This window comes from Thioclava pacifica DSM 10166 (genome assembly GCF_000714535.1).
GTDB classification, from domain to species: Bacteria; Pseudomonadota; Alphaproteobacteria; order Rhodobacterales; family Rhodobacteraceae; genus Thioclava; species Thioclava pacifica.
The window spans coordinates 26165-51505 of sequence record NZ_AUND01000040.1; the positions used below are offsets into that span (position 1 = coordinate 26165).

Sequence of the window (25341 nt, forward strand, 5' to 3'; positions counted from 1 at the left end):
CGGAAATTGCGCGGTGCGACATGAACTTCACATCGCACCGCATTGGTTTTACTGGAAAACGGCGTTGGGGTTGTCGAGACTGTCCGACCCCTCGAAGGCGATCTGATCCAGCTCCAGCGTCCGCACAACACGTTCGATCGAGCGGGTCTGATCGATCAGCCCGTTCACGCCGCCCATGATCAGCGCCTCGCCTTCGGCATTGCCTGCGGCCAGCATCATGTCATAGGCGAAACCATCTTCGGCGGCGGTCTTGATCGCACCGAGCGCGTCCATCGTGGCGTTGAGCTTGCCGCGCATCTCGGCATCCAGCTCGGCATTCTGTGCTGCGACCAGATCCGACAGCGACGGCCCCTCGATCACCGTACCGTCCACGCGCTCGTAGCGGCCCAGATAGACGTTCTGGATGCCCAGCCCGTCGTAATAGTGGCTGTTATGGGTGTTGTCGGAGAAGCAGTCGTGTTCTTCCTCGGGGTCGTTCAGCATCAAGCCGAGACGCATCCGCTCGCCTGCCTGTTCGCCATAGGACAGGCTGCCCATGCCGGTCAGGATCGCGACAAGGCCCGCGCCTTCATCGGCCATCACAGACTGGCGCGCCTCGCCGCCCTCGGCCCAGTTCGCGGCCATTTCTTCAAGATCGGCCAGCAGCAGGTCGGTCGCCGCTTTCAGATAGGCCGCGCGGCGGTCGCAGTTGCCACCCGTACATCCCGCGCCGCGAACGTAATCGGTATAGGGGCGCGCGCCCGCGCCGGGGCCGGTGCCATTGAGATCCTGCCCCCAAAGGAGAAACTCGATCGCGTGATAGCCGCGCGCGACATTGGTCTCGATCCCGTCCGCCTCGTTGAGCGTCTCTCCGATCAGCTCGGGGGTGATCTCGGTCGCGTCGACCTGCTGACCTGCGATGGTGATCTGCGGGTTCGCGATCACGTTCAGCGCAGCCAGTTCGTTCGCATCGCTCGGGCCGCCATAAGAGGCGTCGACATAGTCGATCAGCCCCTCGTCGAGCGGCCAGGCATTCACCTTGCCTTCCCAGTCATCGACGATGGCATTGCCGAAACGGTACACCTCGGTTTGCTGGTAGGGGACGCGAGCGGCAAGCCAAGCGGTTTTCGCCGCATCGAGCGTCTCGGGGGAGGGGGTCGCGATCAGCGCATCGACCGCCGCCTGCAGGGCGCGGGCGGTGGCGAGGCTGTCGGCGTATTTGGCTTCGGCGATATCGGCATAGGTGTCGAGCACTGCCGCTCGGCTGATCGAAGCCTCGGCCCGGACCATTGCGGGAGAGAGGCAAAGGGCAAGGCAAGTCGTTGCCATAAAACGTTTCATCATCGGGTCACTGTCCTTTCGCGCGTCTGTTTCGGCCGAAAAGGATCGGGTACCCGGACAGGGTACCGAACCGCTCTGGCCGATATCCGTGTCTCCGGGCTTCCCGAGGCGCAAATGCCGGGTGACTGGGAGGATGAGGGAATACCTGATTGAATCACTCGGATATGTCAACCGGGGTTTTCCAGCGCGGAGAGAATTTCTTTCGGGTGACGTGAGAAACAGCGAGCCGATGCAGCTTTCGTCGTAAAACGATCAAATTCGCGCCTTAACACGCAGCAAAGGAGCTCTTTTGGATGTTTGGCGAAACTGTCGGATGACAGGGTGACGAAGCTGTGGCAGCAAGGAAGGGACGGAGGGGCGATGGCACTGAATTTTCGACAGAGCGAGATTCTCGAGATCGCGCGCAACGAGGGGCGCGTCGGGGTCGAGGCGCTGGCCGAGCGTTTCAACGTCTCCTTGCAGACGATCCGGCGCGACCTCACCGATCTGGCCGATGCGGGTCACCTGGAGCGGGTGCATGGCGGCGCGGTGATCCGCACCGGCGTCGTGAATTTCGCCTATGAGGAGCGCCGCCGGATGAACGAGGCCGCAAAGGCCGCGATCGGGCGGGCCTGTGCGCAGGCGATCCCCGACAACAGCTCGATCATTCTCAATCTCGGTACAACGACCGAGGCGGTTGCGCGCGAATTGCTGGGCCATCGCAACATCACCGTGGTCACCAACAACATCAACGTCGCCAATATTCTTCTGGCCAATGAGAGTTGCGAAATCCTTGTCGCGGGCGGCAATCTGCGGCGCTCGGATGGCGGATTGGTGGGCGATCTGACGGCGGATTTCATTCGCGAGTTCAAGGTCGATTTCGCGGTGATCGGGGCTTCGGGTCTCGATGCGGATGGCGACCTTCTCGACTACGATCTGGCCGAGGTGCGTGTGAGCCGCACGATCCTGCGCCAGGCGCGCACGAAATTCCTCGTGACTGATGCGTCGAAGCTCGCACGCTCGGCTCCGGTGCGGCTGGCCTCGCTGAGCGAACTTGACCGGGTGTTCATCGACGCGCCCCTGCCGGGCGATCTCGCACAGCTTTGCGCCGAGGCAGAGACCGAGGTCACCGTCGTCGGGCCGTGATCCTCACCCGCGCCGGAGCGTCTTGCGGTAGACCCTGCGCAGCGGTTGGCCGAGCCCGGTGCCCATGAGCGCGCGGATCACGCTGCGCCGCAATCTCAGCAGGGCGAAGCGGGCGCGCAGTGCTCCGGGGCGGCGTGGGGCACCGGTGTTTTGTGCGGCGAGCAACGGCTCGATCCGCAGCAGATCCTCGCGATCCTGCCCGGCGAGACGGTGCGTCTTCAAGGCGGCAACTTCCGGCAGGCTGACGAAACTCAGCCCAGCATAGCGAAAATGCAGCGCGGGATCGCGCAGTATCTCGGCGGGCGGCGCGCTGTGATGGCCGCCGTCGTGCCGTTCGATCGCGCTGCCCGCTGGCGCCTCGGGTAGCGGCGCGGCGGAAATCACGTCGATATCGGAGGGCGGACGCAGCCCGTAAAGCCCCATCACCATGCCGGTATCCACGGCAAACGCCTCGGGGGCCAAACCCCGCGTATCGCGCCAGTGCGCAAGCGTTTCGAGATGGCGGCGGGTCTCTGGAAAGGCCATCGGCTCCCCATATTCGAGGAAATGCCGCGCATTCGGATTGAGCAGAAGATGCGCCAGCTCCACCGCTTCTGCATGGGTGTCGGTGATATGAACCGAGCTTTTCGCAATCTTGTAGAGCGCGCGGATCTCGTCTTTCAGCGCGACCCGGTCGCGCTCGGGTGGAGCGTCGAAAATGAGCACACGCAGCGGGCCGGGACCGGAGAAACATTCCATCAACTTGCGCCGGATGCCGGGGAAGTTGTCTTCGGCCGGGCCAAGCCACGGCTCGTTCGGATAGACGCGCGAGAGCAGCGTGTGGCCCGCCTTGAGCGATATCTGCAAGGCGCGGCGATAAATGAGCGGGCCGATCGCCTGTTCGACCTCGCGCTCGCGCCCCTTGGCGGCAGGCCACAGGAGCGCAACCGCGGCATGCGGCATCGCCTCGACCATGCGGATCGCGGCCGCGTCGAGATCGGCCGCATCCATGCCGCGCCCCGCAAAAAACCGGTAATCGAAAATCTTCGGCTCCAGCCCTGTCTCGACCGCCGTGACCGTCTCGCCGAGGGCGATGGCACAGGCGGCGCGGTGGCCCGCATTGAGCAAGCTGCCGTCTAAGGCAAGCGGCACGAGGCTGCGCTTCGGGTCGAAGCCGCCCCTTTCCATGCTCGCCATCAACGCTTCGAAATCGTCGCGAAAACGGGTGATGCCCGCCTTGCCGTCGCTGCCGGGCTCGATCATGTCCCCTAGCGAGAACGCGGCGATGTGGTCTTCATAGAGCCGGTCTGCGAAGGGCGAGCCGCCTGTGCGTCGCCCGTCGAGCCACAAGAGTTTGAAGCCGAGATCGAAGCGGTTCCAGCTCGGCGTCGGGACGAAGGTTTTCAGCGGCAACTCGGTCAGAGCGGGGTCGATCTGGCGCGCCAGAAATTCGTCGATCCGGGTCTCGAGCGCGGCGCGGGGCAGGGTGGTTTGCGTCATGCCGCGACCTTCCCTTCCTGACCGAGCGTGATCAGCCGGTCGATCAGCGCGTCGAAATTGCGTTTCCCATCAAAGCGCTGCGCGGCTTGCGCGCGCGCAGCCGCGCCCATCCGGGCCCGCAGGGCGGGATCGTCGATCAGTGCCGAGAGCGCCGCGACAAAGCCCGCATCGTCCTCGGCGGCGACAAGCCGTCCGGTCACCCCCTCCTCGACCAGATCGGGGATGCCGCCAAGCGCGCTGGCCACCACTGGCAAGCCCGCCGCCGCCGCCTCGATCAGCACGAAAGGCGACATGTCGAGCCGGGTCGGCAGGCAGAAGAGGTCCATTCGCGGCAACAGCTCCTGCATCAGCTGCTTATGCGGCAGGGCGCCGTGGAAGGTGATATCCGGGCCATTGGGCGGTGCCGCCTTGTCTCCCGAGACGATATGCAGATGGCAACGCCCCGCCAGTGGTCCCGAGACCCAGTCGGCGAGGCGATAGGCGCCTTTGCGGCTCAGATTGTTGCCCACGAAGAGGACCTGCGGCACTGCATTGAGCGCACCGCCCGCAGGGGGCGGCCATTGGCCGGGGTCGAGCGAGGGCGGCTGGATCGTGATCCTGTCGGGCGCGATCCCGAAATCCTCACGCAGTGACTCCGCTGCCCAGCGGCTCATCGGGAACAGATGTGCAGCCCTGCGGCACAGCTTCGCCTCGGTCTCGATCTCGGCCGGGCTCCATCCCGGCAAGGGCAGGTCGCGGGTCAGCGCCGGGCGGGTCGTGTCGAGGGCGAGCGTCACGGGAATATCGCCCACGGGGATCGCGCCGGCCGGCCAATGGGCGGCGACATGGATGATATCGGGGCGATGCTGTGCGATGGCTGCCCGGATATCGCGCCCCAGCGCCCCCTGATGCATCGCGATCGGATCGAAAGGCCGCAAGGCGCGCCCGAGCGTCCCGTCGGCATGGCGGCGTGCGAGCTGCATGGCAAAGCGCGACGGCGCACGGTGCAGCACGGTTGCGCGCAGGTCGTCGCGCCCGCGCAAGGCGGCTTCGAGCTGGCGCGCATAGGTCGCCCAGCCGAGCACCCCATTGGCCACGAAAAGAAGATGCGTCTGCGCCATCAAATCCCTTGCCCCATCGGGGCGCCGCGTCCGTCCCCATCGGACGCTGTGTGGCAATACCCTGCTCCGCGCTCGCGCGATCCGTCAAGTTGGCGTATGAGAAAGGAATGATATTGTTACCGAATTGCGGACAGGGCGCAAAGGAGCGGGCGTGGAGAGAGCAGAGCGAAACAGTCCACGGCTTTCGCATGTCCTGATCGTGAGCGATTTCGCCGATGTGACCGGGGGGCAGGCGAAAGTCGCAATCGACACGGCGCGGCTTCTGGCGGGCGCGGGGCTGGAAGTGACGTTCTTTGCGGCGACCGGGCCGGTGAGTCCTTTGCTCTCGCATCCCAAGATCCGCGTGACCTGCCTTGGCCAGCATACGTTGCTCGATAATCCGAGCCGAATGCGCGCGATGCTTTCGGGCTTGTGGAACCGGTCTGCGGCGCGGGCCTTGCGGGCCGAGATCGCGCGCCACGATCGCGCGCGCACGGTGATCTTGTGCCACGGCTGGGCCAAGGCGCTCTCGCCGGCGATCGGGCCGGTGCTGACGGCGGGTGGGCTACGCTGCCTCTACACGATGCACGAATATTTCCTCGCCTGTCCCAATGGCGGCTTCTACGACTACCGCGCGGGCGAGATCTGCACGCGCAAACCGCTGGGTGCGGCCTGCCTGAGCCGCAATTGCGATGCGCGTCATGCGCTGCACAAGGGCTGGAGGGTGGCGCGGCAGGTCTTGGCGCGTGGGCCGGGGCATCTGCCAGGAGGGTTGCGCGATATCGCCTATATCTCCGAAACGCAGCGCACTGCGATGGCACCGTATTTGCCACAAGCCGCGCGGCTCCATCATTTGCCGAACCCGGTGGCAAGCGATGCGCCGCCGGTGGAGGCCGCCGCCAATGATGCCTTCGTCTTCGTCGGACGGCTCTCGCCAGAGAAGGGCGGTGCGATCTTTGCCGAGGCTGCGAAGACTGCCGGGTTGCACGCGGTCTTCGTGGGCGATGGGCCCGAGGCTGCGCGGATCCGCGAGATCAACCCGCAGGCCGAGATCACCGGCTGGGTCACGCCTGACGAGGTGCAGGAGCATCTCGGACGCGCCCGCGCCGTCGTCTTTCCGAGCCTCTGGTATGAATGTCAGCCGCTGGTTCCGATCGAAGCGCTGCTGCGAGGCGTGCCGGTGGTAACGGGGCGCTGGAGTGCTGCCCATGAGGTCGTCGAGGATGGGGTGAACGGGGTGATTTATGACCGTCCCGATGCGCAGGCACTGGCCGAGGCGCTGGGCCGGGTGCAGCGGATCGGGCCCTTCGACAGCAAGACCCTTGCCGAGGCGGTTTCACCCGCGCGCCATGTCGAAAGCCTCCTTGCGATCTGCGAGGAGATTCTAGGGCGCCCAGCCTGAGAGATCGAGGCCGAACGCCTCGGCCAGCCGCGCGTTCCTCTCCGCGAACTCCCGACGCAGATCCGCCATCAGCGCGGCATCGCTGTCCCGCTCGGGCGGGCGGGTGTTGAGTTTGCGATAGAGCCCGCGCGCCGCCGAATAGAGCCGTCCCTTTGGCAATGCGCCCCGCACCGCGATGTTGAGCCGTTGCAGGGCGCGATTGCGCGGCGTGTAGCTCTCGTTTTCGACCGGGAAAGCGTAATCGGCATAAAACTCCGGGTCGATCTCGCACCAGGTTGCGATCTCCGTCACCAGACCGGCGGGATCGCTACGCAGCCGGTCGAAGGTCACGACCTTCATCCGTGCAGGGCCCAGCCGGTCGCGCCAGCGCTCCAGCCAGGGAAGGTAATCGGCGCAGGTCAGCGCATCCGCCGCAAGTTCATTGCCGCCGAAGCTCTGACCGCCCGCGCTGAGCGCCGCGAGATAGTCGGGAAAACCCATTTCGGCGGGGATGAAGTCCCAGTTGTCGCGGAAGTAATCATAAAGCGAGCGGATCTGGCTTGCCGGTTCGCGCAGCACGAAGAGCGCGCGCGCCTCGGGCAGTTCTGGGATCATTGCCAGCGCGGTGCGCGAATAGATTGTGCTGGGCGTGCCCTCGACGCGTAGCCGGGGGTCACCGTTGGTGGGCGCAAAGGCCTCTTCCAGCCGTTCGATCCCCTGACCGGCGTTAAACGTCGGGCGGAAGACGTGGCTGTCGGGATCGGCGAAGAAGCAGCTCTCCTTCTCGCGCGAGCCTTGCACCTGCGGGTGATCCGCAAGCCAGCTGAAAAGCGACGAGGTGCCCGCCTTCGGCACCCCGGCAAGAAAGAGGATCGGCACACTCATCGCCGTGCCTCCAGTTCCGCCAGATGCCCCGCCATGTCTCGGGCGAAGCGGTCCAGCGTGAAACGGCGTTCGTAGCTTTCGCGCGCTGGGCCACGCATCGCTTGCAGGGCAGGGCGGCTCAGCGCGCTGAGCGCCCCGCTCAGCGCGTCCGGGTCAAGCGCGAAAACCAGTCCGGTCTCGCCTGGGATCACCAGCGCGCCCATGTCGCTTCGATCGGAAACGAGAACCGGCGTGCCGTTGCGCAGCGCCTCTGGCACGATCAGCGGCAACCCCTCCCAGCGCGAGGGAACAATCAACCCATCGGCCGCTGCATAATACCCGTCGAGCGCCTCGGGCGGCTGCCAGCCATGCATCGTCACGCCCTCGGGCAGATCAGGCATCGCGCCACCGCGCACCGGCCCGCCCACGAGGTGCAGATGCAGATGGGGCGTTGCGGCCCGGGCGCGGGCAAAAGCTGGCAGCAGGATGTCGAGACCCTTCTGGTAATCGAACCGTCCGACAAAGAGCAGATGGATTTCGTCTTCGCAGCCGCGGTCGAAAGGGGCAGGGGGCATGTCGGCCTCGCGATCGGCCACGGCATTCTCGACCACGACCTGCCGCCCGCGATAGCCATAGCGCCGCGCGAGCGCGAGATCGCCTTGCGAGACATTCACCACCAGATCCGCGAGCCCGCTCAGCCACCCCTCGATCGCGCGCACGACCCGCCCCTTCGGTGATCCGGGGTCGTAATTGCTGATCGCCCAGGCATGGGCACAATAGAGCGCGGGGCTGCGGTCGCCCATCGCACGCAAGGCCGCCAGCGCCAGCAGCGAGAAGGTGCTGTTGAAGATATAGATGTCGGGGCTGATCTCACGCCGCGCGGCACGGAAAGCGCGCAAGAACTGGACGAGTGCTCCAAGGCTGCGCCCGCCGCGCCGGAACCCGATCACCCCCGCGCGGTCCGACAGGATGCGGGCATCTTCTTCGGGCATGACGATGCTCAGATCATAGCCGTGCGGGGCAAGCGCGCGCAGGCTGTCCTGATACCGCCCGACGCCGCCCAGAGCAGTCTCGCAAAGGCTCAGGATGCGTTTTCGATGGGACGATTCGGGCAAATTGCTCAACCTTTCAGCGATTGCTCTCGGCAGAATTATACCTAAGCGATGGGAGTTGCTTGATTTTGTGCACTCTCGATAAGCCTCTGTTTGTGCACGGCTTACAATGCTGAAAAAATGATCAAATTGTTCGGCTCGCGCGGACAGAGCTCGATTGTGAAGAACATTCCACTGACTTTCTGACGGAATTGTGTCAGAAATGTGATGCCGGCTTTAGCTGTAAGGGGCAGATCGCCGGCCTCCTTTCTGGGGGTGGGAGAACATGCAAGATCAATCGTACCAAGTCGATTTTATCGACTTCTCAGGGCGTGGCCAGGAGGCCATGCCGCGCGGTTCCGTCTACGAGCGCTTCGGCAAACGTCCTGTCGATATTACCTGTGCCGCAATCCTTCTGATCCTGACCGCGCCGCTGATGGTTGCGATCATGCTCAGGCTGATGCTGACTGGCGGCACGCCGGTCTTCGCGCATCGCCGGGTCGGGCGCGACGGCCTCTCGTTTCGCTGTTACAAGTTTCGCACGATGCGCAAGGATTCCTCGCGCGTATTGCGCTTCGTACTGCGCACCGATCCGGCAGCGGCCGAGGAATGGGCCGGTGCGCAAAAGTTGCTCGACGATCCGCGCGTGACCCGGATCGGGCTTTTTCTGCGCAAGACCAGCCTTGATGAATTGCCGCAGCTTTTCAATGTTTTGCGGGGCGATATGAGCATGGTCGGGCCGCGCCCCGTCACCGATCGCGAGCTTGCGCGCTATGGCCGCTACCTTCCGGCCTATCTGTCGGTGCGGCCAGGCGTGACCGGGCTCTGGCAGGTCCATGGTCGCGGCACGACGCTGTTTTCCGAGCGCGTCGAGATGGACGTGGCCTATGTCCGCAAGATCCGGCTCTTCACCGATCTGAAACTCATGCTCCAGACCGCGGAAGTGGTGTTTCGGAGGTCGGGCAGTTGAAACATCTCCCCGCCTTCTCGCCCGATGGCGGGCGCGATCCCTATCGCGATCCGGAGCTGGCCGAGGTGCTGCGTGCCGCAGCGACGCTTTTGCGGCGCAATATCTGGGCGATGGCGCTGACCGGGCTGGTCTTTGCCGCGCTGGGGCTGGTGATGGCGCAGCGTGTCGACAAGCTCTATCGCTCGAGCACGCAACTGATGATCGAACGCCCCGTTTCGAGCCCGATCGAAGTTGAACAGGGTGGAGCCGGTGGGGTCGATGCGGGCTATGTCGAGGGGCAGGTGTTGCTGCTTTCCTCCGACGATATGCTGCGCAAGGTGGTCGAGACGGCCGGTCTGCTCGATGAACCCTCTTTCCAGCCGCAACCGCCGAGCCTGATGCGGCAGGGGATCGCTTGGGTGAAATCCCTGGTGCCCACCTCCGCACCGTCGACCCCTGCAGCCTCGGAAGAAGAACGGCGGATGATCTCGGCAGTGAACACGCTGTCGGATCTGGTCAGCGTGGATCGCGAGGGCGAGACCAATGTCGTCACGATCCGTGCCAGCGCCACGTCGCCGCGTCTGGCGCAGCGCATCGCGAAGACCTTGGCGCAGAGTTACATCTCGCTGCGAGCGGATCAGCGAGAGGCCGAGGCCCGGGGGCTGAGCGACTGGATTGACGCGCGCGCGGCCGAACTGCGCGACAAGCTCTCCGAGGCCGAACGCGCTGCGACGGCGTACCGGATCGAGAACAACCTGATCGGAGACGCGCAGGGCACGGGGCTGAGCGGTCAGCAACTGACCGAGCTCAATGGCGAGCTGATCCGCTCGCGCGCAGATCTGGCGCAGAAACGCGCCTCGCTCGGACAGGCGCAACAGGTACTTGCGGGTGGTGGTGATCCCGCGAGCCTTCCCGAAGTGCAGGCATCGCCGATTATCCAGGCTTTGCGCGAAACGCAGATGCAATTGGAGCTGCGCGCCGAGGATGCGGCGCGGATCGGTCGCGAGGACAATCCCCGCCTGAGCCAGATCCAGCGCCAGATCGCGGCGGTCGAACAGCAGCGCCGCGACGAGATCGGGCGCATTGCACAGGTGCTGGCCAATGAGACGGAGGCGCTGGAAAGCCGGACGCGGCTTCTGTCGGAGGCGCTGGCGCGGGCGGGGGGCGAGACCGGGCAGGAGAGTCGCGATGCGCTCAAGCTGCGCGAGCTGGAACGGATCGTCGATGCCTATCGCACCCGGTATGAGCGCTATCTGAACAATGCGGGACTTGCGAGCGAGCTGCAAAGCTTCGACACAAGCGGCACGCAGATCGTCAGTGCCGCCTCGCTGCCGCTGGAGCCCTACTACCCGCCGACCAAGGTCTTCATGATCCTCGGGTTTCTGGGCGGGGTCGCGCTGGTCCTGATCACGGCGCTCATCCGCAGCGCTTTGGGCCGTGGCTTTGCCTCGATCGAAGAGGTCGAGAGCCAGCTCGACCTGCGCGTCCTCTCGGCTTTGCCTTTGCTGAGCGAACGCCAGTCCGGTCCGGACATCATCCGTCGCGAACCCTTCTCGGATTTCAGCGAGACCGTCTCGGTGCTGCGCCAGAGCCTGATGGCCAGCGCGCATGAGATGCGCTCGGGAACCGGTGCGCCGGTGGTGCTGATCACCTCGGCCGAGGATAATGTCGGCAAGACCACCGTCGCGGCCTCGCTGGGCGAGGCGGCAAGTGCTGCGGGCAAGCGCGTGCTGGTCGTCGATGCCGATCTGCGCTTCGCGGGCCTCACGGCGCTTTACGACATGGAAGACAGTCCCGGCCTGTGCGAGATCTTGCGCGGACAGAACTGGCTGCCCGATATCGAGGCGCCGGATGGCGGCTCGCTCGAGGTGATGCCGGCGGGCGCGCTTCATGGGCGCCAACCCTCGGGCTATCTCGAAACGCCGCATCTGCGGGCCTTCCTGCGGTCGGCGGCGGCGGAATATGATCTCGTCGTGGTCGATGGCCCGCCGGTGGCCAATCTCGCGGATTGCCGAATCCTCGCGCGCGAATGTTCGGCCGTGGGCGTCGTGATGCGGGTCGGGCGGACCTCGCGTGACGTGATGCGCGCCGCGATCCGCCAATTGCCGCGCCAGAAACTGGCCGGGGTGATCGTGACGGGTGTGCCGCCGCAGGATCCGGCCGGGCGCTGGAGCCTTGGCGGGGTCTATACCTCGACCGCGATCCGCGCGGTCTCGACCCAGGCCCGCCGGGTAACCCCGACCACCGCAAACGCGATCGCGAACGCGCGCAAGCAGGAGACGGTATGAGCGCCGCGCGCCCTGACGGCCTGCGCATGCGTCTGATCGGCTGGGCGCTCGTGCTGGCGCTGGCGGGGCTGCCGCTGACATGGATCCCGCTGGCGAGCCTCGGCGGGTTCGATCTGACGCTACCTTACGCGCTGAGCATCGCGCTTGGCGGGGTGCTGTTGCTGCATCTCCGACGCGCGCTGCTGTCTGCCAGCGCCTTGATCCCTGCGGTGACGCTCTGGCTCGTGCCTTATCTCGTCTACCTTTTCGTCCTGAAGCTTCATCTCGCGGGGCTGCCCGATAACGGGATCATCCTGCGCCAGCTTTTCTTTCTGACCTGTGCCGGGACCATCGCCACCGCGCTTTTGCTGTGCGGGGGGGAGGCGCGGCTCTTGCGCCGGGGTGGTTTCGCGGCTCTGGCAGGTTTCGTGCTGATCGCCGAGATCCACGCGCGCCAGTTGGGGATGAGTTGGCTCGACGCGGTGACCCGCTTTCTCTCGGGCGATCTGAATTTCGTCATCTACAAGTTCCTGCGCGCGATCTTCCAATCCGCGAGCGGCGATCAGGGTGAGGTGCCTGCCTCGCTCAAGAACGCGGTCTCGGGGGGGCTTTTGATCGGGCTCATCCTCTATCGCGCGGGCCATGAGAGTGCTGCGCGCGACGGGTGGGGGCGGATCGTGACCCTGATCACGCTGGTGATCCTCTTGCTCCTGAACACCCGCTCCGTGCTACTGATCGCGGCGCTGATTTTGCCGGGGGCGTCGATCATCGCCACGCTGCGCCGCCCGCGCCACAGTGCCAACCGACTGATCCTGAAACTCATGCTCGGCGCGCTTGCGCTTTCGCTCGGCGCGATGATGCTGCTCAACGGCTCGGCCGCGACGGATCTGATCGAAAGCCGCTTCACCTTCGAGGATGCCTCGACCGGAGGACGTTTCGCACAGTTCTCCTTCGCGCTTTCTGGGATCGAGCGTCATGTATTCGCGGGCTCAGGACTACACGAGATCAATGGGCTTCTGGTGCATAACCTCTTTCTCGGGGCGTGGCTGCATGGCGGGTTGTTGGCCTTTCTGCTGGTGCTGCTCACCTATGGCGCGATGCTCGGGCTCTGGGGGCATTTCGTGGCGCGGATCGCGACCCAGCGCGGCTATTGGCTCTTGCCGGTGCGCGCCGAATGGGTGGCGATGCTGCCGGTCTTGGCCTTCTTCCGGGTCTGGATCGCGGGCGATGCGGGCCATCCGGGCTATCCCGAGTGGATCTCGATCACCGGCTTCTTCGCGATGGTGCTGGCCAATGCGCAGGCGCGCCGCCCGGTTGCGCGCAGGGAGAGCTACCCGATCGCGCAGGAGGCCTTCGCATGAGCTCGGATCTGTCGCAAAGCCAGCGCGCGGACTGGCATCGCCAGAGCGGCGGCGCGGTGGGCCGGTTGCGCAGCCTGCGCGAACGTGTGCTCGACCGCGCCATTCCGCAACGTTTCGTCTTCCATCACGTGCCCAAATGCGGCGGCACCTCGGTTGGCCGCGCTTTGCGCAAACGCTGTATCCTGAGCCAGGGAACGGTTCTGCCCGAGGCAAGTTACCGCGCGTTCGAGGCCTTCATGGGCCAAGGTGATACCGAGCGGATGCTCGTCGATGTGCTCGACCTGCGCGAGCAGATGCTGCTCTACCTGATGTTCGCCGACACGCGCTGCATCTCGGCCCATGTGCGCTTTTCGGAAGCCGCCTATGAGCGCTTTGCCGAGCAGTACAAGTTCATCACCATCCTGCGTGAGCCGGTCTCGCGTTTCCTGTCTCATTACGCCTGGAGCCACGGCCGCAGTGGCGCCCATGCCGAGATCCGCGAGGAGTTCGATGCCTTTCTCGAGACGCCCCGCGCGGCGCGGCTTGGGGCGAGCTATGTCGAGTTCTTCTCGGGCCTGCCCAAGGAGGCGGATCTGCGCGCGGATAGCTCGATCGACAAGGCGATCACGGGGCTGTCGCGTTTTGCCGTGGTGGGACGGCTTGATGATCAGAAGGGCTTTACCAATGCGATCCGGCGCGAGCTTGGCCTGCGGGTGCGCATCGGCCATGAGAACCGCGCGGGCGGTGCGCGCCCGGGGCTGCGGGTCTCCGAACTCAGCGAGGCGCAACTGGCGCGCGTGCGCGCGCTGTGCGCCCCCGATCTCGCGGTCTGGGAGGCGGCGCCATGACCGATCTTCCCGGAGCGGGCGTGTCCGCCCCTGTTTCGTCTTCCCCCGTTGCCCAGCTCTCCTTGCGGCGCAATATCGTCTACGCAATGGTGGGGCGCGGCTATTACGCGATCACCCAGTTTCTGATCATCGCCATCACCGCGCGGCTCGGCTCGGTCTCGGATGTCGGTGCGCTGACGCTGGCGACGGCACTGGTCACGCCGCTGTTCTTCTTTACCTCGATGGGCGCCAAGACGGTGATGACGGTCGATGATTTCGACCGGTTTACCCGCGCGGATTACGTCGGGCTGCGCTTTGCCGGAGGGCTGATTGCGCTTGTGGCCTCGATGTTGACCGTGGCGTTGATCTATCCCGATCGGGGCTGGCTGGTGATCGCCTCGGTCGCCGGGGTGGCGCTGGTCCGGTTCTTCGGTGCGCAGGCGGCGCTCAATCAGGCGATCTTCCAGCGCGCCGAGCGGCTCGATTATGTCGCGGCCTCGATCTTTACCCGCGCCACGGCGGGGCTGGCAGCCTTTGCGCTGGCCTTCTGGTGGAGCCGCGATCTGCCCTTGGCCCTTTTTTGCGAGGCGGCCTTGTGGTTTGCGAGCTATTGGCTCGTCGATACGCGCCTGCTCGCGCGGCTCGGGATGGAGATCCCGCTCGCCATCTTGCGCCAGACGACGCTGCGTCGGATCTGGGCGCTGACGCTCTGGGTGCTGCCGATGGGCTTCGCGCTGTGGCTGATGCGGGCGGTGGGCTCGATCCCGCCGGTGATGCTCGAACATTACGCGGGGCTTGGCGCGGTGGGGCTTTTCGGAGCGCTGGCCTATGCCCATACGCTGATGTCCATGGTCTCGAACGCGATGGCCGGCGCGGCAGCCGCCCGTTTGCGCCGCTGTGCGCGCGAGGGGCGGATGGCGGCCTTCCAGTCCCTGACACGTAAGATGATGCTGTTTTCAGGCGGGCTCGGGCTCGGGGCGCTTGCGGTGGCATGGGTCATCGGCGCACCGCTTCTGGGGCTGGTCTTCGGCCCGGACTATGCCGATCGGGAGCTGTTCACGGTGATCGTGGGTGCGTCAGGTCTCGCGCTGGTCGCGGCCACGCTCAACACCGCGATCACCGCGCTTCATGCTTTCGGTTGGCGGGTTGCGGTCGCGGGGGCAAGCTTCCTCGCCGGGCTTGCGGTCGCACTGGCGCTCGTACCCACGCATGGCGCGCTGGGCGGTGGCGTGGCGTTTCTTGCCTCCAGCGCAGTGAGCCTTGTGATGTCCTGGGGCGCCTGCCGCCTGCTGATCTCCCGCGCCAAGAGGGTCTGACGGATGCGGGCAGGGCTGAAAACCGTGGCCAAGGCCACGATCGCATCGCTCAAGCTCAATGAATTGCGCTGGCGCAAACGTCGCGAAGCCGAAGCGGGATTGCGCGTGCTCGAGGCGCATGGGCGCAAGATTACCGAGGCGACCCGCCAGCGTGCGCGTGAGGCAGCGAAGCAGAGCTTCGGACACGAACGTCACGCGCCCTGGCTGATGCTCTATGCCGCCGCGCGCGGAGGGTATCAGGATGGCTGGCTGCCCGAGAGCTTCTATGCCGAGAGCCTGATGCCGCAGGTCAACGGGATCGCCCATCACCTCTGCCGTGTGCAGGCGACCAATCCGATCTTCTTCGACAGCCCCGCGATCTGCGATCTACTGTATCTTCTCAACGGGCGCATCCTGACCCCGCAGCAGGTGGCGATCGCGCCATCCGAGGCCCTAGAGCGGCTCCGGGCGAGCGGCGAGATGCTCGTCTTCAAGGCCGACCATTCCGCCTTCGGCAAGGGGGTGCAGAGCGTGGCGACCCGGGATCTCGACCTTGCGACGCTGAACGGGCTCGGCAACGGGGTGTTTCAGACGCTGCTGCGCCCGCATCCGGAACTCGCACGCTTCGGCACGCCCGCGCTGGCCACGTTGCGCATCGCGACGGTCCTTGGAGAGATCGGCGCGCCACAGATCCGGGCAAGCTATCTGAAGATCGGGCAGCCGGGGCAGGCCCATGTGCTTGCGCGCGATCAACTGCGCGTGGCGGTGGATTGGGAGAGTGGAGAGCTCGCACCCGAAGGGTTCCACGCCGATTGGCGGCCTGCTACGGGGGCGCAAGGCGCGGACCGCTTCGCGGGCAATCGCGTGCCAGCCATTACGGAGGCGGTGGCGACCGCGCTCGAACTCCATCGCCAATTGCCATTGGCCCGCTTCATCTGCTGGGATTTCGCAATCGACGAGGCGGAACGCGTGCGGCTGCTGGAATGGGAGGGTGGGGTGATCAGCTTCGCTGAAGCCACGCAGGGTCCGTGTTTTCAGGGGTTGGGCTGGCCGGGGCTGGCGTGAGAGGTCACGCCTTCGCCTCGACCAAGGCCGATCTTTTATCAGGAGCACTGCACGCGCCAAGCAGCGCTCATCCCTTCGCTTCCGCCTTTGCCACGGTTGCCTTCACCGCAAGGTAGCTGTCAGGGGTCACCGAGATCGTGTCGATCCCCGCTTTCACCAGAAGCTCGGCAAAGCCCGGATCGTTGCTCGGTGCCTGACCGCAAAGCCCGACCTTGCGCCCCGCCGCATGGGCTTTCGTGATCAGCGTCTCGATCATCCAGATCACCGCCGGATCGCGTTCGCTGAAAAGCGGCGCCAAGGCCTCGGAGTCGCGGTCGATCCCAAGCGTGAGCTGTGTCAGGTCGTTCGAGCCGATCGAGAAGCCGTCGAAACGCTCGGCGAACCCTTCCGCGCTGATCACATTCGAGGGGATCTCGGCCATCACATAGACCTGCAAGCCGTTCACCCCGCGTTTGAGCCCGTTCTCCTGCATGACTTCGAGCACATGATCGGCCTCTCCAAGCGTGCGGCAGAAGGGGATCATCACGATGACATTGTCGAAGCCGATCTCTTCGCGCAGCCGCCGGATCGCGCGACATTCGAGCGCGAACCCGTCGCGATAGGCCTCGGAGTAGTAGCGCGAGGCGCCACGGAAGCCGATCATCGGGTTTTCCTCGGCAGGCTCGAAGCCGCGCCCGCCCAGCAGATCGGCATATTCGTTGGTCTTGAAGTCGCTCATCCGGATGATGACCGGGTTCGGATACCAGATCGCGGCAATCCGGGAGAGACCCATCGCGAGCTTCTCGACGAAATAGGCTTCGCGCTCGGCATAGCCGCTCGTGAGCGCGTCGATGGCCTCGCGATCCTCCGCGCTTTGCACCTGTTCGTAACGGGTCAGCGCAAGGGGATGCACCTTCACCTCGTTGGAGACCACGAACTCCATCCGCGCGAGCCCCACACCATCAGCGGGCAGACGCCACCAGCGCATCGCGGCCGACGGATTGGCGAGGTTGAGCATGACCTTGGTACTGGTCTGCGGCACGGCATCGAGATGCAGTTCCTCGACCGTGACCTCGGCCTTGCCCTCGTAGATCGCGCCATCCTCACCCTCGGCGCAGGAGACGGTGACCATCTGGTGATCGTGCAGCACATGGGTCGCGTTGCCGGTGCCGACGATCGCGGGCACGCCGAGTTCCCGGCTGATGATCGCGGCATGCGAGGTGCGCCCGCCATGATCGGTCACGATGGCCGAGGCGCGTTTCATGATTGGCACCCAGTCGGGGTCCGTGTTCGAGGTAACCAGCACCGCGCCGTCGACGAAGCGGTCGATATGCGCAGCGCTCTCGATGATGCAGACCTCGCCGGTCGCCACCGCGCCGCCGACGCTGAGCCCGGTCGCGAGCAGCTTTCCGCGATGGCCGAGCGTGTAGCTTTTCATCGCTCCGGCGCCTGCGCGCGACTGCACCGTTTCGGGGCGCGCCTGCACGATGTAGAGCTTGCCATCTTCGCCATCGCGCGCCCATTCCATATCCATCGGGCAGCCGTAATGATCCTCGATCACCCGCGCCATCTGCGCCAGTTCGAGTATCTCGGGATCGCTGAGCACGAAACTCTCGCGCTCGGCCTTCGAGGTCGGCACGTTGCGCGTCGCGGGCTGGCCTTCACGCCCGTAGATCATCTTGATCGCTTTTTCTCCGAGCCCCTTGTGCAGGATCGGCGCGGTCTCGGGGCGGTCGAGGAAGGGCTTGTAGACCTGGTATTCATCGGGGCTCACCGCCCCTTGCACGACGTTCTCGCCCAGACCCCAGGCGGCATTGATCAGCACGACCTTGTCAAAGCCGCTTTCGGTGTCGAGCGAGAACATCACCCCTGAACCGGCGAGATCCGAGCGCACCATCAGCTGCACCCCGATCGAGAGCGCCACTTCGAGATGATCATAGCCGCGCAGGTTACGATAGGTGATCGCGCGGTCGGTGAAGAGCGAGGCGTAGCAACGCCGGCAGGCTGTGAGCAGCGCCTCTTCGCCCACCACATTGAGGAAAGTCTCCTGTTGGCCCGCGAAGCTCGCATCGGGCAGGTCTTCGGCGGTGGCCGAGGAGCGCACCGCAACCGCCGGATCCTTGCGCCCGGTGCGTTTCGCCAGTTCGCGATAGGCGGCGCGGATCTCGGCCTCGAGGGCTTCGGGCCAGTGCCCGGAGACAAGCGTCGCCCGGATCGTGCTTCCGGTTTCCGACAGGCTCGCGCGCCCATCGGCCATCTTGTCGAGCGCGGCTTTCAGGCGCGCGCCGAAATCGTTCTCGGTCAGGAATTCGCGATAGGCATCGGCGGTGGTCGCGAAGCCGGGCGGCACGCGGATGCCCTTTTTGCCAAGCTCCTGCACCATCTCGCCCAGCGAGGCGTTCTTGCCGCCCACCTTGGCGACATCGGTGCGACGCAGCTCTTCGAACCAGATCAGACGTGCATCGGTCACAGCTTTTGCCATTGTCGTTTCTCCTCTCCCGTTGGCGGGCAGGGTACGCCCGCGCGGGCGCTCCGCAATGATCCGGGTCAATACAACGGCGCATGACAGGTCACTCAATCGTGATGTGCGGGGTGGGCGGGAAGGTCTGAAAACAAGGGCAAATCTTTGAGGCCTTTCGCGAAATTCGGGCCGACCTTGTCAGAGATCATGTAAAATGCTGCAATCCTCTGGTGTATTGCCACGAAGCCTGAGAGCGGAGTGAAACTGATGACGGAGAGGCCAGAGGCGAAGGTGGAAGGAACCGCGCCTGCGCAGGCGGCGGGGGAAGTGATCGCCGTGCGCGGGGCAGTGGTCGATGTGTTTTTCTCCTCCGGGCCCTTGCCCGCGATCAATGACGCTTTGCGGGTTGAGCGCGGCGACGGCGCGCCGGTTCTTCTCGAGGTCCAGGCGCAACTCGACGCGCAAAGCCTGCGCACCATCGCCTTGCAGAATACCAACGGGCTGCGCCGTGGCGCGCGGGCCGAACCGCTTGGCGGGCCGATCGCGGTTCCGGTGGGCGATGCGGTGATGGGGCGGTTGCTCGACGTGACCGGCACGCCCGGCGACAAGGGCGGTCCCTTGCCCGCAGATGTGCCGCTGAGCCCGATTCACCGCGCGCCCCCGCCGCTGCGCACCAGGGGCGGGCGGGCCGAGATCTTCCGCACCGGGATCAAGGTGATCGACCTGCTCACGCCGCTGGCGCAAGGCGGCAAGGCCGCGATGTTCGGCGGTGCGGGCGTGGGCAAGACCGTTCTGGTGATGGAGCTGATCCACGCCATGGTCGCGGGCTATAACGGGATCTCGGTCTTTTCCGGCATCGGCGAGCGCTCGCGCGAGGGCCACGAGATGCTTCTGGAGATGACGCAGGCCAAGGTGCTCGACCGCACGGTGCTGGTCTATGGCCAGATGAACGAGCCTCCCGGCGCGCGCTGGCGGGTGCCGATGACCGCGCTCACCATCGCCGAGCATTTCCGCGACGTGGATCATCGCAACGTGCTGTTGCTGATGGATAACGTGTTCCGGTTCGTGCAGGCGGGCTCCGAGGTTTCGGGGCTTCTGGGGCGCCTGCCGAGCCGGGTGGGCTATCAACCGACGCTTGCCACCGAAGTGGCGCAGTTGCAGGAGCGGATCGCCTCGGTGGGCGATGCCTCGGTGACGGCGATCGAGGCGGTCTATGTACCGGCCGATGACTTTACCGACCCGGCGGTGATGGCGATCGCGGGCCATGTGGATTCGATGGTCGTGCTCTCGCGCGCGATGGCGGCGGACGGGATGTATCCGGCGGTCGACCCGATCGCGTCCTCCTCGGTTCTGCTCGATCCGCTCGTGCTCGGGCAGGACCATGTCGATGTGGCGACCGAGGTGCGCCGGGCGATCGAGCATTATCGCGAATTGCAGGATGTGATCTCGCTTCTGGGCATGGAAGAGCTGGGCCGCGACGACCGGCGCATGGTCGAGCGCGCCCGCCGCCTGCAACGCTTCCTGACCCAGCCCTTCACCGTGACCGAGGCGTTTACCGGGATCGAAGGACGCTCGGTTGCATTGGAAGATACGATCAACGGCTGTCGTGCGATCCTCGCGGGCGAGGCGGATGATTGGGACGAGGGCTCGCTTTACATGGTGGGCGATTTCGAGGAGGCGCGCGCGAAGGAAGAGACCGCGCGCAAGGCGGAGGCGGCGGCATGAGCGGCGCTTTGCATCTGACGGTCTCGACCCCGATGGAGGTTCTCGTCAAGGATCTGCCCGTGGTCGCGATCCGGGCCGAGGATGCAAGCGGCAGCTTCGGCATCCTGCCCGGCCATACCGATTTCCTGACCGTGTTGCCGCCCTCGGTGCTGCGCTGGCGCGAGAGTGCCGATGCGGCGCCGCGGTTTTGTGCGATCCGGGCGGGGTTGATGACGGTCACCGGTGGCACAAATGTTGCGGTCGCCTGCCGCGAAGGGATCCTCGGAGCGGATCTCGAGGCGCTTCGGGCCGAGCTGCGCGACTTGCGCAAGGAGGCGACCGATGAGGATCGCCGCGCCCGGGTCGAACATCTGCGCCTCCATGCCCAGGCCGTGCGCCAGATGATGCGCTTCCTGCGGCCCGCACGTCCCGGCGCCCTCGATCATCCGCCGGCGATCGGCCTTGGCGCGGAGGGCGATGGCGATGGCTGGTGAGCGCAAGAGCAAAGATCCGGTCGAGGAGGCCACCCGCCGCGCCGAGGCGCGCGAGAAGATGGGGATCGAGACGCCCGAACCCTCTCTCGGCTCGCGGCTCGGCCAGATCGGTATCCTCGGCTGGGCGATCGTGACGCCCATGCTGCTCGGGATCGTGCTCGGGCGGCTGGCCGACCGGTTCTGGGGGACCGGGATATTCTTTACCGCGCCGGCGATCTTCCTCGGTGCGGCCATCGGGCTGCACGCGGCTTGGAAATGGATGCATCATCAATGAGTTCGCCCTTCGCCATCGCCGCTCTTGCCCTGCTGCTCGGTTTCGCCGTCGGGCTGGTGCATTTCCTTTCGCTCAAACGGGTGGCGGCACTGTATCTGGGTGGCTCGGTTGCCTGGCCGATCGCGCTGCAACTGATCCGTCTCGCGATCCTCGTGGTGATGATGGTCTGGTTGGCCAAGGCCGGGGCGCTGCCGCTGCTGGCAGGCGCGCTTGGCCTGATCCTCGCGCGCGTGGTCGTATTGCGGCTGGCCGGGAAGGAGGCGTGATGGACAATCCACTGACGCTCGAACCGCTGTTTCATCTGGGTCCGGTGCCGATCACATCGCCGGTTGTGATCAGCTGGGTGCTGATCGTGAGCCTCACGCTTGGCTCGATCCTGCTCACGCGCAATCTCAGCCTCAAGCCGTCGAAAACGCAGACCGTGCTGGAGCTGTTCGTCACCACGATCGAGGCGCAGATTCAGGACACGATGAACCGTGCGCCCGGACCCTATCGCGCGCTGATCGGGACGATTTTCCTCTTCGTGCTCGCGGCGAACTGGTCCTCGCTGATCCCCGGTGTCGAACCGCCGACCGCGCATCTCGAAACCGATGCCGCGCTTGCCGTCGTGGTCTTTGCCGCGACCATTTCCTTCGGCATCGCGCAACGCGGCCTGAAGGGCTATCTCGCGACTTTCGCAGAGCCGAGCTGGGTGATGATCCCGCTCAACGTCGTCGAGCAGATAACCCGGACCTTCTCGCTCATGGTGCGCCTCTTCGGCAATGTGATGAGCGGGGTCTTCGTCGTGGGGATCGTGCTCTCGCTTGCGGGGCTCTTCGTGCCGATCCCGCTGATGGCGCTCGATCTGCTGACCGGAACGGTGCAGGCCTATATCTTCGCGGTGCTCGCCACCGTCTTCATCGGCGCAGCCGTGGGCGACGAGCCCGCGCGGGCGCCCTCTGACCCATCCGACAAGGAGACCCACCAACCATGACTGGAAATCTCGTCGAAATCGTCTCGATCCTCGCCGCCGCGATCGCGGTGAGTTTCGGCGCCATCGGGCCCGCACTGGGCGAAGGCCGTGCGGTCGCTGCCGCGATGGATGCGATCGCCCGCCAACCCGAAGCCGCTGGCACGATCAGCCGGACCCTCTTCGTGGGTCTTGCGATGATCGAGACGATGGCGATCTACACGCTGGTGATCGCGCTGCTCGTTCTCTTCGCCAACCCCTTCGTCTGAGCGGGCGCCGATGACCATCGATTGGTGGACATTGGGACTTCAGACGATCAACGTCGTTGTCCTCGTCTGGCTGCTGGCGCGGTTCCTGTTCCGCCCGGTGAGCCGGATCATCGCCGAACGGCAGGCGGCGGCGCAATCTGCGCTGGACGCTGCGAAGGCCGCGCAGGCCGAGGCCGAGGCTGCAAACGCGCAGGCGAAATCGGAAGCCGCCGAGCAGGCAAGCGCGCGCGTCGCACAACTTTCGCAGGCGCAGGAGGCGGCGAAACAGGAAAGCGCACGGCTCCTGACGAAGGCTCATAACGAGGTTGCGGCACTCCGGGCGCAGACCGAGGCCGAGATCGCCAAGGAGCGTGAGGCGGCACAGGCGCAGATGGCCCGCGAGGCGGGCGTCCTTGCAAGCGATATTGCCGCGCGGCTCCTCTCGCGCCTGCCCGACAGTGCCCGTCTGGAGGGGTTCCTGCCCGGGCTCATCGAGGCGGTGCGCAAATTGCCAGAGCCGACCCGCGAGGCGCTTCTTGCGCAAGGAAAGCTGGCGCTGCGTGCAGCACGTGCGCCGAGTGCGGAGGAAACGACCCGGATCGAGGCGCAGCTGTCCGAGGCGCTGGGAGGTCCGGTCACAGTGGATACCAGCGTCGATGAAAGCCTTCTGGCAGGGCTCGAACTTGATGCGGCGACGGCGGTTGTGCGCAATCACCTCCGCGCCGATCTCGACCGGATCACGGCGGAGGTGACGCAAGATGACTGATCGCGCTTTGCCCCCCGATTGGCTCGAAACCCGCCGCGCGCGTCTGGCAAAGACCAAGCTTGCCCCCGAGGCGGAGGCGGTTGGGCGCATCACCCATCTGGCCGATGGGATCGCACAGGTTGCGGGCCTGCCCGAAGCGCCACTGGGCGCGCTGCTGCGCTTTGAGGGCGGCGGCTATGCCTTTGCCCACAGTCTCGGGCGCGAGGCGATCGACGCGGTGTTTCTGGATGCCGCGACCTCGGTCAGCGTGGGGGAGCGTGTCACGGATACGGGCGATGTGCTGCGCGTGCCGGTGGGCGAGGCGCTTCTGGGGCGGGTCATCGACCCGCTTGGCCGCCCGCTCGATAACGGCCCGATGCCCGAGACGACCGAGCGGATGCCGGTCGAGCGCCCGGCGCCCGCGATCATCGAGCGCGATCTGGTCTCGGCCCCGCTCGAGACCGGGCTTCTGGTGGTCGACAGTCTCTTCGCGCTGGGGCGTGGTCAGCGCGAGCTGATCGTGGGCGATCGCTCCACGGGCAAGACCTCGCTCGCGGTCGATGCGATCATCAACCAGAAGAATTCCGACGTGATCTGCGTCTATGTCGCGGTCGGCCAGCGCGCCACGGCGGTCGAGCGGGTCGTGGCGGCGGTGCGCGAGCATGGCGCGCCCGAACGGTGCATTTTCGTCGTGGGCAGCGCCGCGGCCCCGCCGGGGCTGCAATGGATCGCCCCTTTCGCGGGCATGACGATGGCCGAGTATTTCCGTGACAAGGGGCAGGATGCGCTGATCGTGATCGACGATCTGACCTTGCATGCCGCGACGCACCGGGAACTCGCGTTGCTCACGCGCGAGCCGCCCGGGCGCGAGGCCTATCCGGGCGATGTGTTCTACCTGCATGCGCGGCTTCTGGAGCGCGCCGCGAAACTCTCGCCCGAGCTGGGCGGCGGCTCGCTTACCGCGCTGCCGATCGCGCAGACAGATGCGGGCAACCTCTCGGCCTATATTCCGACCAACCTGATCTCGATCACCGACGGGCAGATCGTGCTCGACACGCATCTCTTCTCGGCCAATCACCGGCCGGCCGTCGATGTCGGGCTCTCGGTGAGCCGGGTCGGCGGCAAGGCGCAGAAACCCGCGCTGCGGACGGTCTCGGGGCGGGTGCGTCTCGATTACGCGCAATTTCAGGAGCTTGAGATGTTCACCCGTTTCGGTGGCATCTCGAATGCGCGGGTGAAGGCGCAGATCGCTCGGGGAGAGCGGATCCGCGCGCTTCTGGCCCAGCCGCGCTATTCCGGGTTGCGACTGGCCGATCAGGTGGCCTTGCTTGCCGCGCTGGCCGATGGGGTGCTCGACGGCTTCCCGGTTTCGATCATCCCCGATCTGCGCGCGCGTCTCGCGGGATGGCTCGATGCCCATGCGGGGGAGGCGGTGGCGGAGCTCGCGCAGAGTGGCGAGCTGAGCGACGAGACCCGCGCGGCGCTCGTCGCGGCGCTCAAGACGCTGGCCGAGGATCTGGCGCCCGCAAGCGACACGGAGGGCGCGTCATGAGCGGACGGGCCGCGGAACTGCGCGAACGGATCGAGACGGTCCACAAGCTCGAGACGGTGATCTCGGCGATGCGCGGGATCGCGGCCTCGCGGGTGCAGGAGGCCCATCAGCATCTCGAGAGCATCCGCACCTTCGCCGCCACGATCGGCGCGGCGATCTCCGAGGTGCTGGTGGGGCTCGATTTGCAAGGCGGCAGCATTGACCCGCCGCGGGAGGAGCGGTCGCTGCTCTTGCTGTTCGCCGCCGAGCAGGGGTTTGCGGGCAGCTTCTCCGAAAAGCTTTTCGACGTGGCGCAGGCGCAGCTTGTGGATGGGGGGGAGCTGTTTCTTGTCGGGGATCGCGGGCTTCTGGTCGCGGCGGAGCGCGGGCTGCATGTCGACTGGTCCGTGCCGATGATTGCCCATCCGATGCAGGCCGCGGGGCTCGCCACCCGGATCACCGATGCGATCTTCGCACGGATCGCGGGCGCGGGCATCACCCGCGTCACGCTTGTCCATGCCAGCCCCGACGGCGCCGAGCCGGTCCGGGTCGAGACCAAGGCCCTGATGCCCTTTGACTTTACGCGCTTCCCGCCACCCAAGACGCGGATCGCGCCCCTGATGACGCTGCCTCCCGAACACCTCCTGCAAAGCCTGATCGAAGAACATGTCTTCGCCGAGATCAGCGAAGCGGTGATCCTGTCCTTCGCCGCCGAGAACGAGGCGCGGATGCGCGCCATGATCGCGGCGCAGGAAAACACCTCGGACACGCTCGATGAGATGGTGCGTGGCGCGCGCCGTCTGCGTCAGGAGGAAATCACCGAGGAAATCGTCGAGCTTGCCACGGCAAGCCTCACCCAGTCCTGAGCCTGCGA

General features: G+C 65.8%; 23 protein-coding genes. 17 read left to right on the forward strand and 6 right to left on the reverse strand.

Annotated elements, in window-relative coordinates:
• Nucleotides 1-48 precede the first annotated feature (48 nt).
• Nucleotides 49-1323 (reverse strand): imelysin family protein, encoded by a 1275-nt coding sequence (locus tag TP2_RS16050; RefSeq protein WP_038079591.1) that lies wholly within the window; start codon nt 1321-1323, stop codon nt 49-51.
• A gap of 357 nt (nt 1324-1680) precedes the next feature.
• On the opposite strand from TP2_RS16050, the gene TP2_RS16055 reads away from it, so the two are divergent.
• On the forward strand, nt 1681-2445 hold the full coding sequence (locus tag TP2_RS16055) for a DeoR/GlpR family DNA-binding transcription regulator (protein ID WP_038079593.1): 765 nt from the start codon (nt 1681-1683) through the stop codon (nt 2443-2445).
• A gap of 3 nt (nt 2446-2448) precedes the next feature.
• On the opposite strand, the gene TP2_RS16060 is transcribed toward TP2_RS16055, so the two are convergent.
• Nucleotides 2449-3924, reverse strand: coding sequence for a hypothetical protein (locus TP2_RS16060; protein ID WP_038079594.1), 1476 nt, complete (start codon nt 3922-3924; stop codon nt 2449-2451).
• Nucleotides 3921-5024, reverse strand: coding sequence for a glycosyltransferase family 4 protein (locus TP2_RS16065; RefSeq protein ID WP_038079596.1), 1104 nt, complete (start codon nt 5022-5024; stop codon nt 3921-3923). The genes TP2_RS16060 and TP2_RS16065 overlap by 4 nt, the downstream gene beginning before the upstream one ends.
• Nucleotides 5025-5175: 151 nt before the next feature.
• On the opposite strand from TP2_RS16065, the gene TP2_RS16070 reads away from it, so the two are divergent.
• Nucleotides 5176-6405 (forward strand): glycosyltransferase family 4 protein, encoded by a 1230-nt coding sequence (locus TP2_RS16070; protein WP_051692752.1) that lies wholly within the window; start codon nt 5176-5178, stop codon nt 6403-6405.
• On the opposite strand, the gene TP2_RS16075 is transcribed toward TP2_RS16070, so the two are convergent.
• Entirely contained in the window at nt 6388-7269 is an 882-nt protein-coding gene (locus TP2_RS16075) for a sulfotransferase (protein ID WP_038079597.1), read from the reverse strand. The two genes, TP2_RS16070 and TP2_RS16075, sit on opposite strands and share 18 nt — an antisense overlap.
• Nucleotides 7266-8363, reverse strand: coding sequence for a glycosyltransferase family 4 protein (locus tag TP2_RS16080; RefSeq protein WP_038079598.1), 1098 nt, complete (start codon nt 8361-8363; stop codon nt 7266-7268). Before TP2_RS16080 ends, TP2_RS16075 begins: the two co-directional genes overlap by 4 nt.
• A 322-nt stretch (nt 8364-8685) precedes the next feature.
• On the opposite strand from TP2_RS16080, the gene TP2_RS16085 reads away from it, so the two are divergent.
• From TP2_RS16085 to TP2_RS16110, 6 genes are read left to right on the forward strand one after another with little or no spacing between them, the layout of a single operon-like run.
• Nucleotides 8686-9309, forward strand: coding sequence for a sugar transferase (locus tag TP2_RS16085; RefSeq protein WP_169739550.1), 624 nt, complete (start codon nt 8686-8688; stop codon nt 9307-9309).
• Entirely contained in the window at nt 9306-11576 is a 2271-nt protein-coding gene (locus tag TP2_RS16090) for a GumC family protein (RefSeq protein WP_038079602.1), read from the forward strand. Before TP2_RS16085 ends, TP2_RS16090 begins: the two co-directional genes overlap by 4 nt.
• Entirely contained in the window at nt 11573-12916 is a 1344-nt protein-coding gene (locus TP2_RS18710) for a hypothetical protein (RefSeq protein ID WP_038079605.1), read from the forward strand. Before TP2_RS16090 ends, TP2_RS18710 begins: the two co-directional genes overlap by 4 nt.
• A complete protein-coding gene (locus tag TP2_RS16100; protein WP_038079607.1) occupies nt 12913-13743 on the forward strand; it encodes a sulfotransferase family 2 domain-containing protein in 831 nt (276 codons plus the stop codon). The genes TP2_RS18710 and TP2_RS16100 overlap by 4 nt, the downstream gene beginning before the upstream one ends.
• Nucleotides 13740-15038 (forward strand): lipopolysaccharide biosynthesis protein, encoded by a 1299-nt coding sequence (locus tag TP2_RS16105; RefSeq protein ID WP_038079608.1) that lies wholly within the window; start codon nt 13740-13742, stop codon nt 15036-15038. Before TP2_RS16100 ends, TP2_RS16105 begins: the two co-directional genes overlap by 4 nt.
• Nucleotides 15039-15041: 3 nt before the next feature.
• Nucleotides 15042-16082: a sugar-transfer associated ATP-grasp domain-containing protein gene (locus TP2_RS16110; RefSeq protein WP_038079609.1), complete on the forward strand. Its 1041-nt coding sequence runs from the start codon at nt 15042-15044 to the stop codon at nt 16080-16082.
• Nucleotides 16083-16149: 67 nt separating this feature from the next.
• Here TP2_RS16110 and ppsA read toward each other — a convergent pair whose 3' ends face one another.
• A complete protein-coding gene (gene ppsA, locus TP2_RS16115; RefSeq protein WP_038079610.1) occupies nt 16150-18543 on the reverse strand; it encodes a phosphoenolpyruvate synthase in 2394 nt (797 codons plus the stop codon).
• Between the two features lie 246 nt (nt 18544-18789).
• Between ppsA and atpD the strand changes: the two genes are divergently transcribed.
• From atpD to TP2_RS16160, 9 genes are read left to right on the forward strand one after another with little or no spacing between them, the layout of a single operon-like run.
• Nucleotides 18790-20247, forward strand: a complete 1458-nt coding sequence (gene atpD, locus TP2_RS16120) for a F0F1 ATP synthase subunit beta (protein WP_051692753.1) — start codon at nt 18790-18792, stop codon at nt 20245-20247.
• Complete coding sequence (locus TP2_RS16125; RefSeq protein ID WP_038079611.1) at nt 20244-20720, forward strand: F0F1 ATP synthase subunit epsilon; 477 nt, start codon at nt 20244-20246, stop codon at nt 20718-20720. The genes atpD and TP2_RS16125 overlap by 4 nt, the downstream gene beginning before the upstream one ends.
• Entirely contained in the window at nt 20710-20994 is a 285-nt protein-coding gene (locus tag TP2_RS16130) for an AtpZ/AtpI family protein (protein WP_038079804.1), read from the forward strand. Before TP2_RS16125 ends, TP2_RS16130 begins: the two co-directional genes overlap by 11 nt.
• On the forward strand, nt 20991-21260 hold the full coding sequence (locus tag TP2_RS16135; RefSeq protein ID WP_038079612.1) for an N-ATPase subunit AtpR: 270 nt from the start codon (nt 20991-20993) through the stop codon (nt 21258-21260). Before TP2_RS16130 ends, TP2_RS16135 begins: the two co-directional genes overlap by 4 nt.
• Complete coding sequence (locus TP2_RS16140; protein WP_240473780.1) at nt 21260-21967, forward strand: F0F1 ATP synthase subunit A; 708 nt, start codon at nt 21260-21262, stop codon at nt 21965-21967. Before TP2_RS16135 ends, TP2_RS16140 begins: the two co-directional genes overlap by 1 nt.
• Nucleotides 21964-22212: a F0F1 ATP synthase subunit C gene (locus TP2_RS16145; RefSeq protein WP_038079616.1), complete on the forward strand. Its 249-nt coding sequence runs from the start codon at nt 21964-21966 to the stop codon at nt 22210-22212. Before TP2_RS16140 ends, TP2_RS16145 begins: the two co-directional genes overlap by 4 nt.
• A gap of 10 nt (nt 22213-22222) precedes the next feature.
• A complete protein-coding gene (locus TP2_RS16150) occupies nt 22223-22957 on the forward strand; it encodes a F0F1 ATP synthase subunit delta (protein WP_038079622.1) in 735 nt (244 codons plus the stop codon).
• Complete coding sequence (locus tag TP2_RS16155) at nt 22950-24488, forward strand: F0F1 ATP synthase subunit alpha (RefSeq protein WP_038079624.1); 1539 nt, start codon at nt 22950-22952, stop codon at nt 24486-24488. Before TP2_RS16150 ends, TP2_RS16155 begins: the two co-directional genes overlap by 8 nt.
• Nucleotides 24485-25333 (forward strand): F0F1 ATP synthase subunit gamma, encoded by an 849-nt coding sequence (locus TP2_RS16160; protein ID WP_038079626.1) that lies wholly within the window; start codon nt 24485-24487, stop codon nt 25331-25333. Before TP2_RS16155 ends, TP2_RS16160 begins: the two co-directional genes overlap by 4 nt.
• Nucleotides 25334-25341 lie beyond the last annotated feature (8 nt).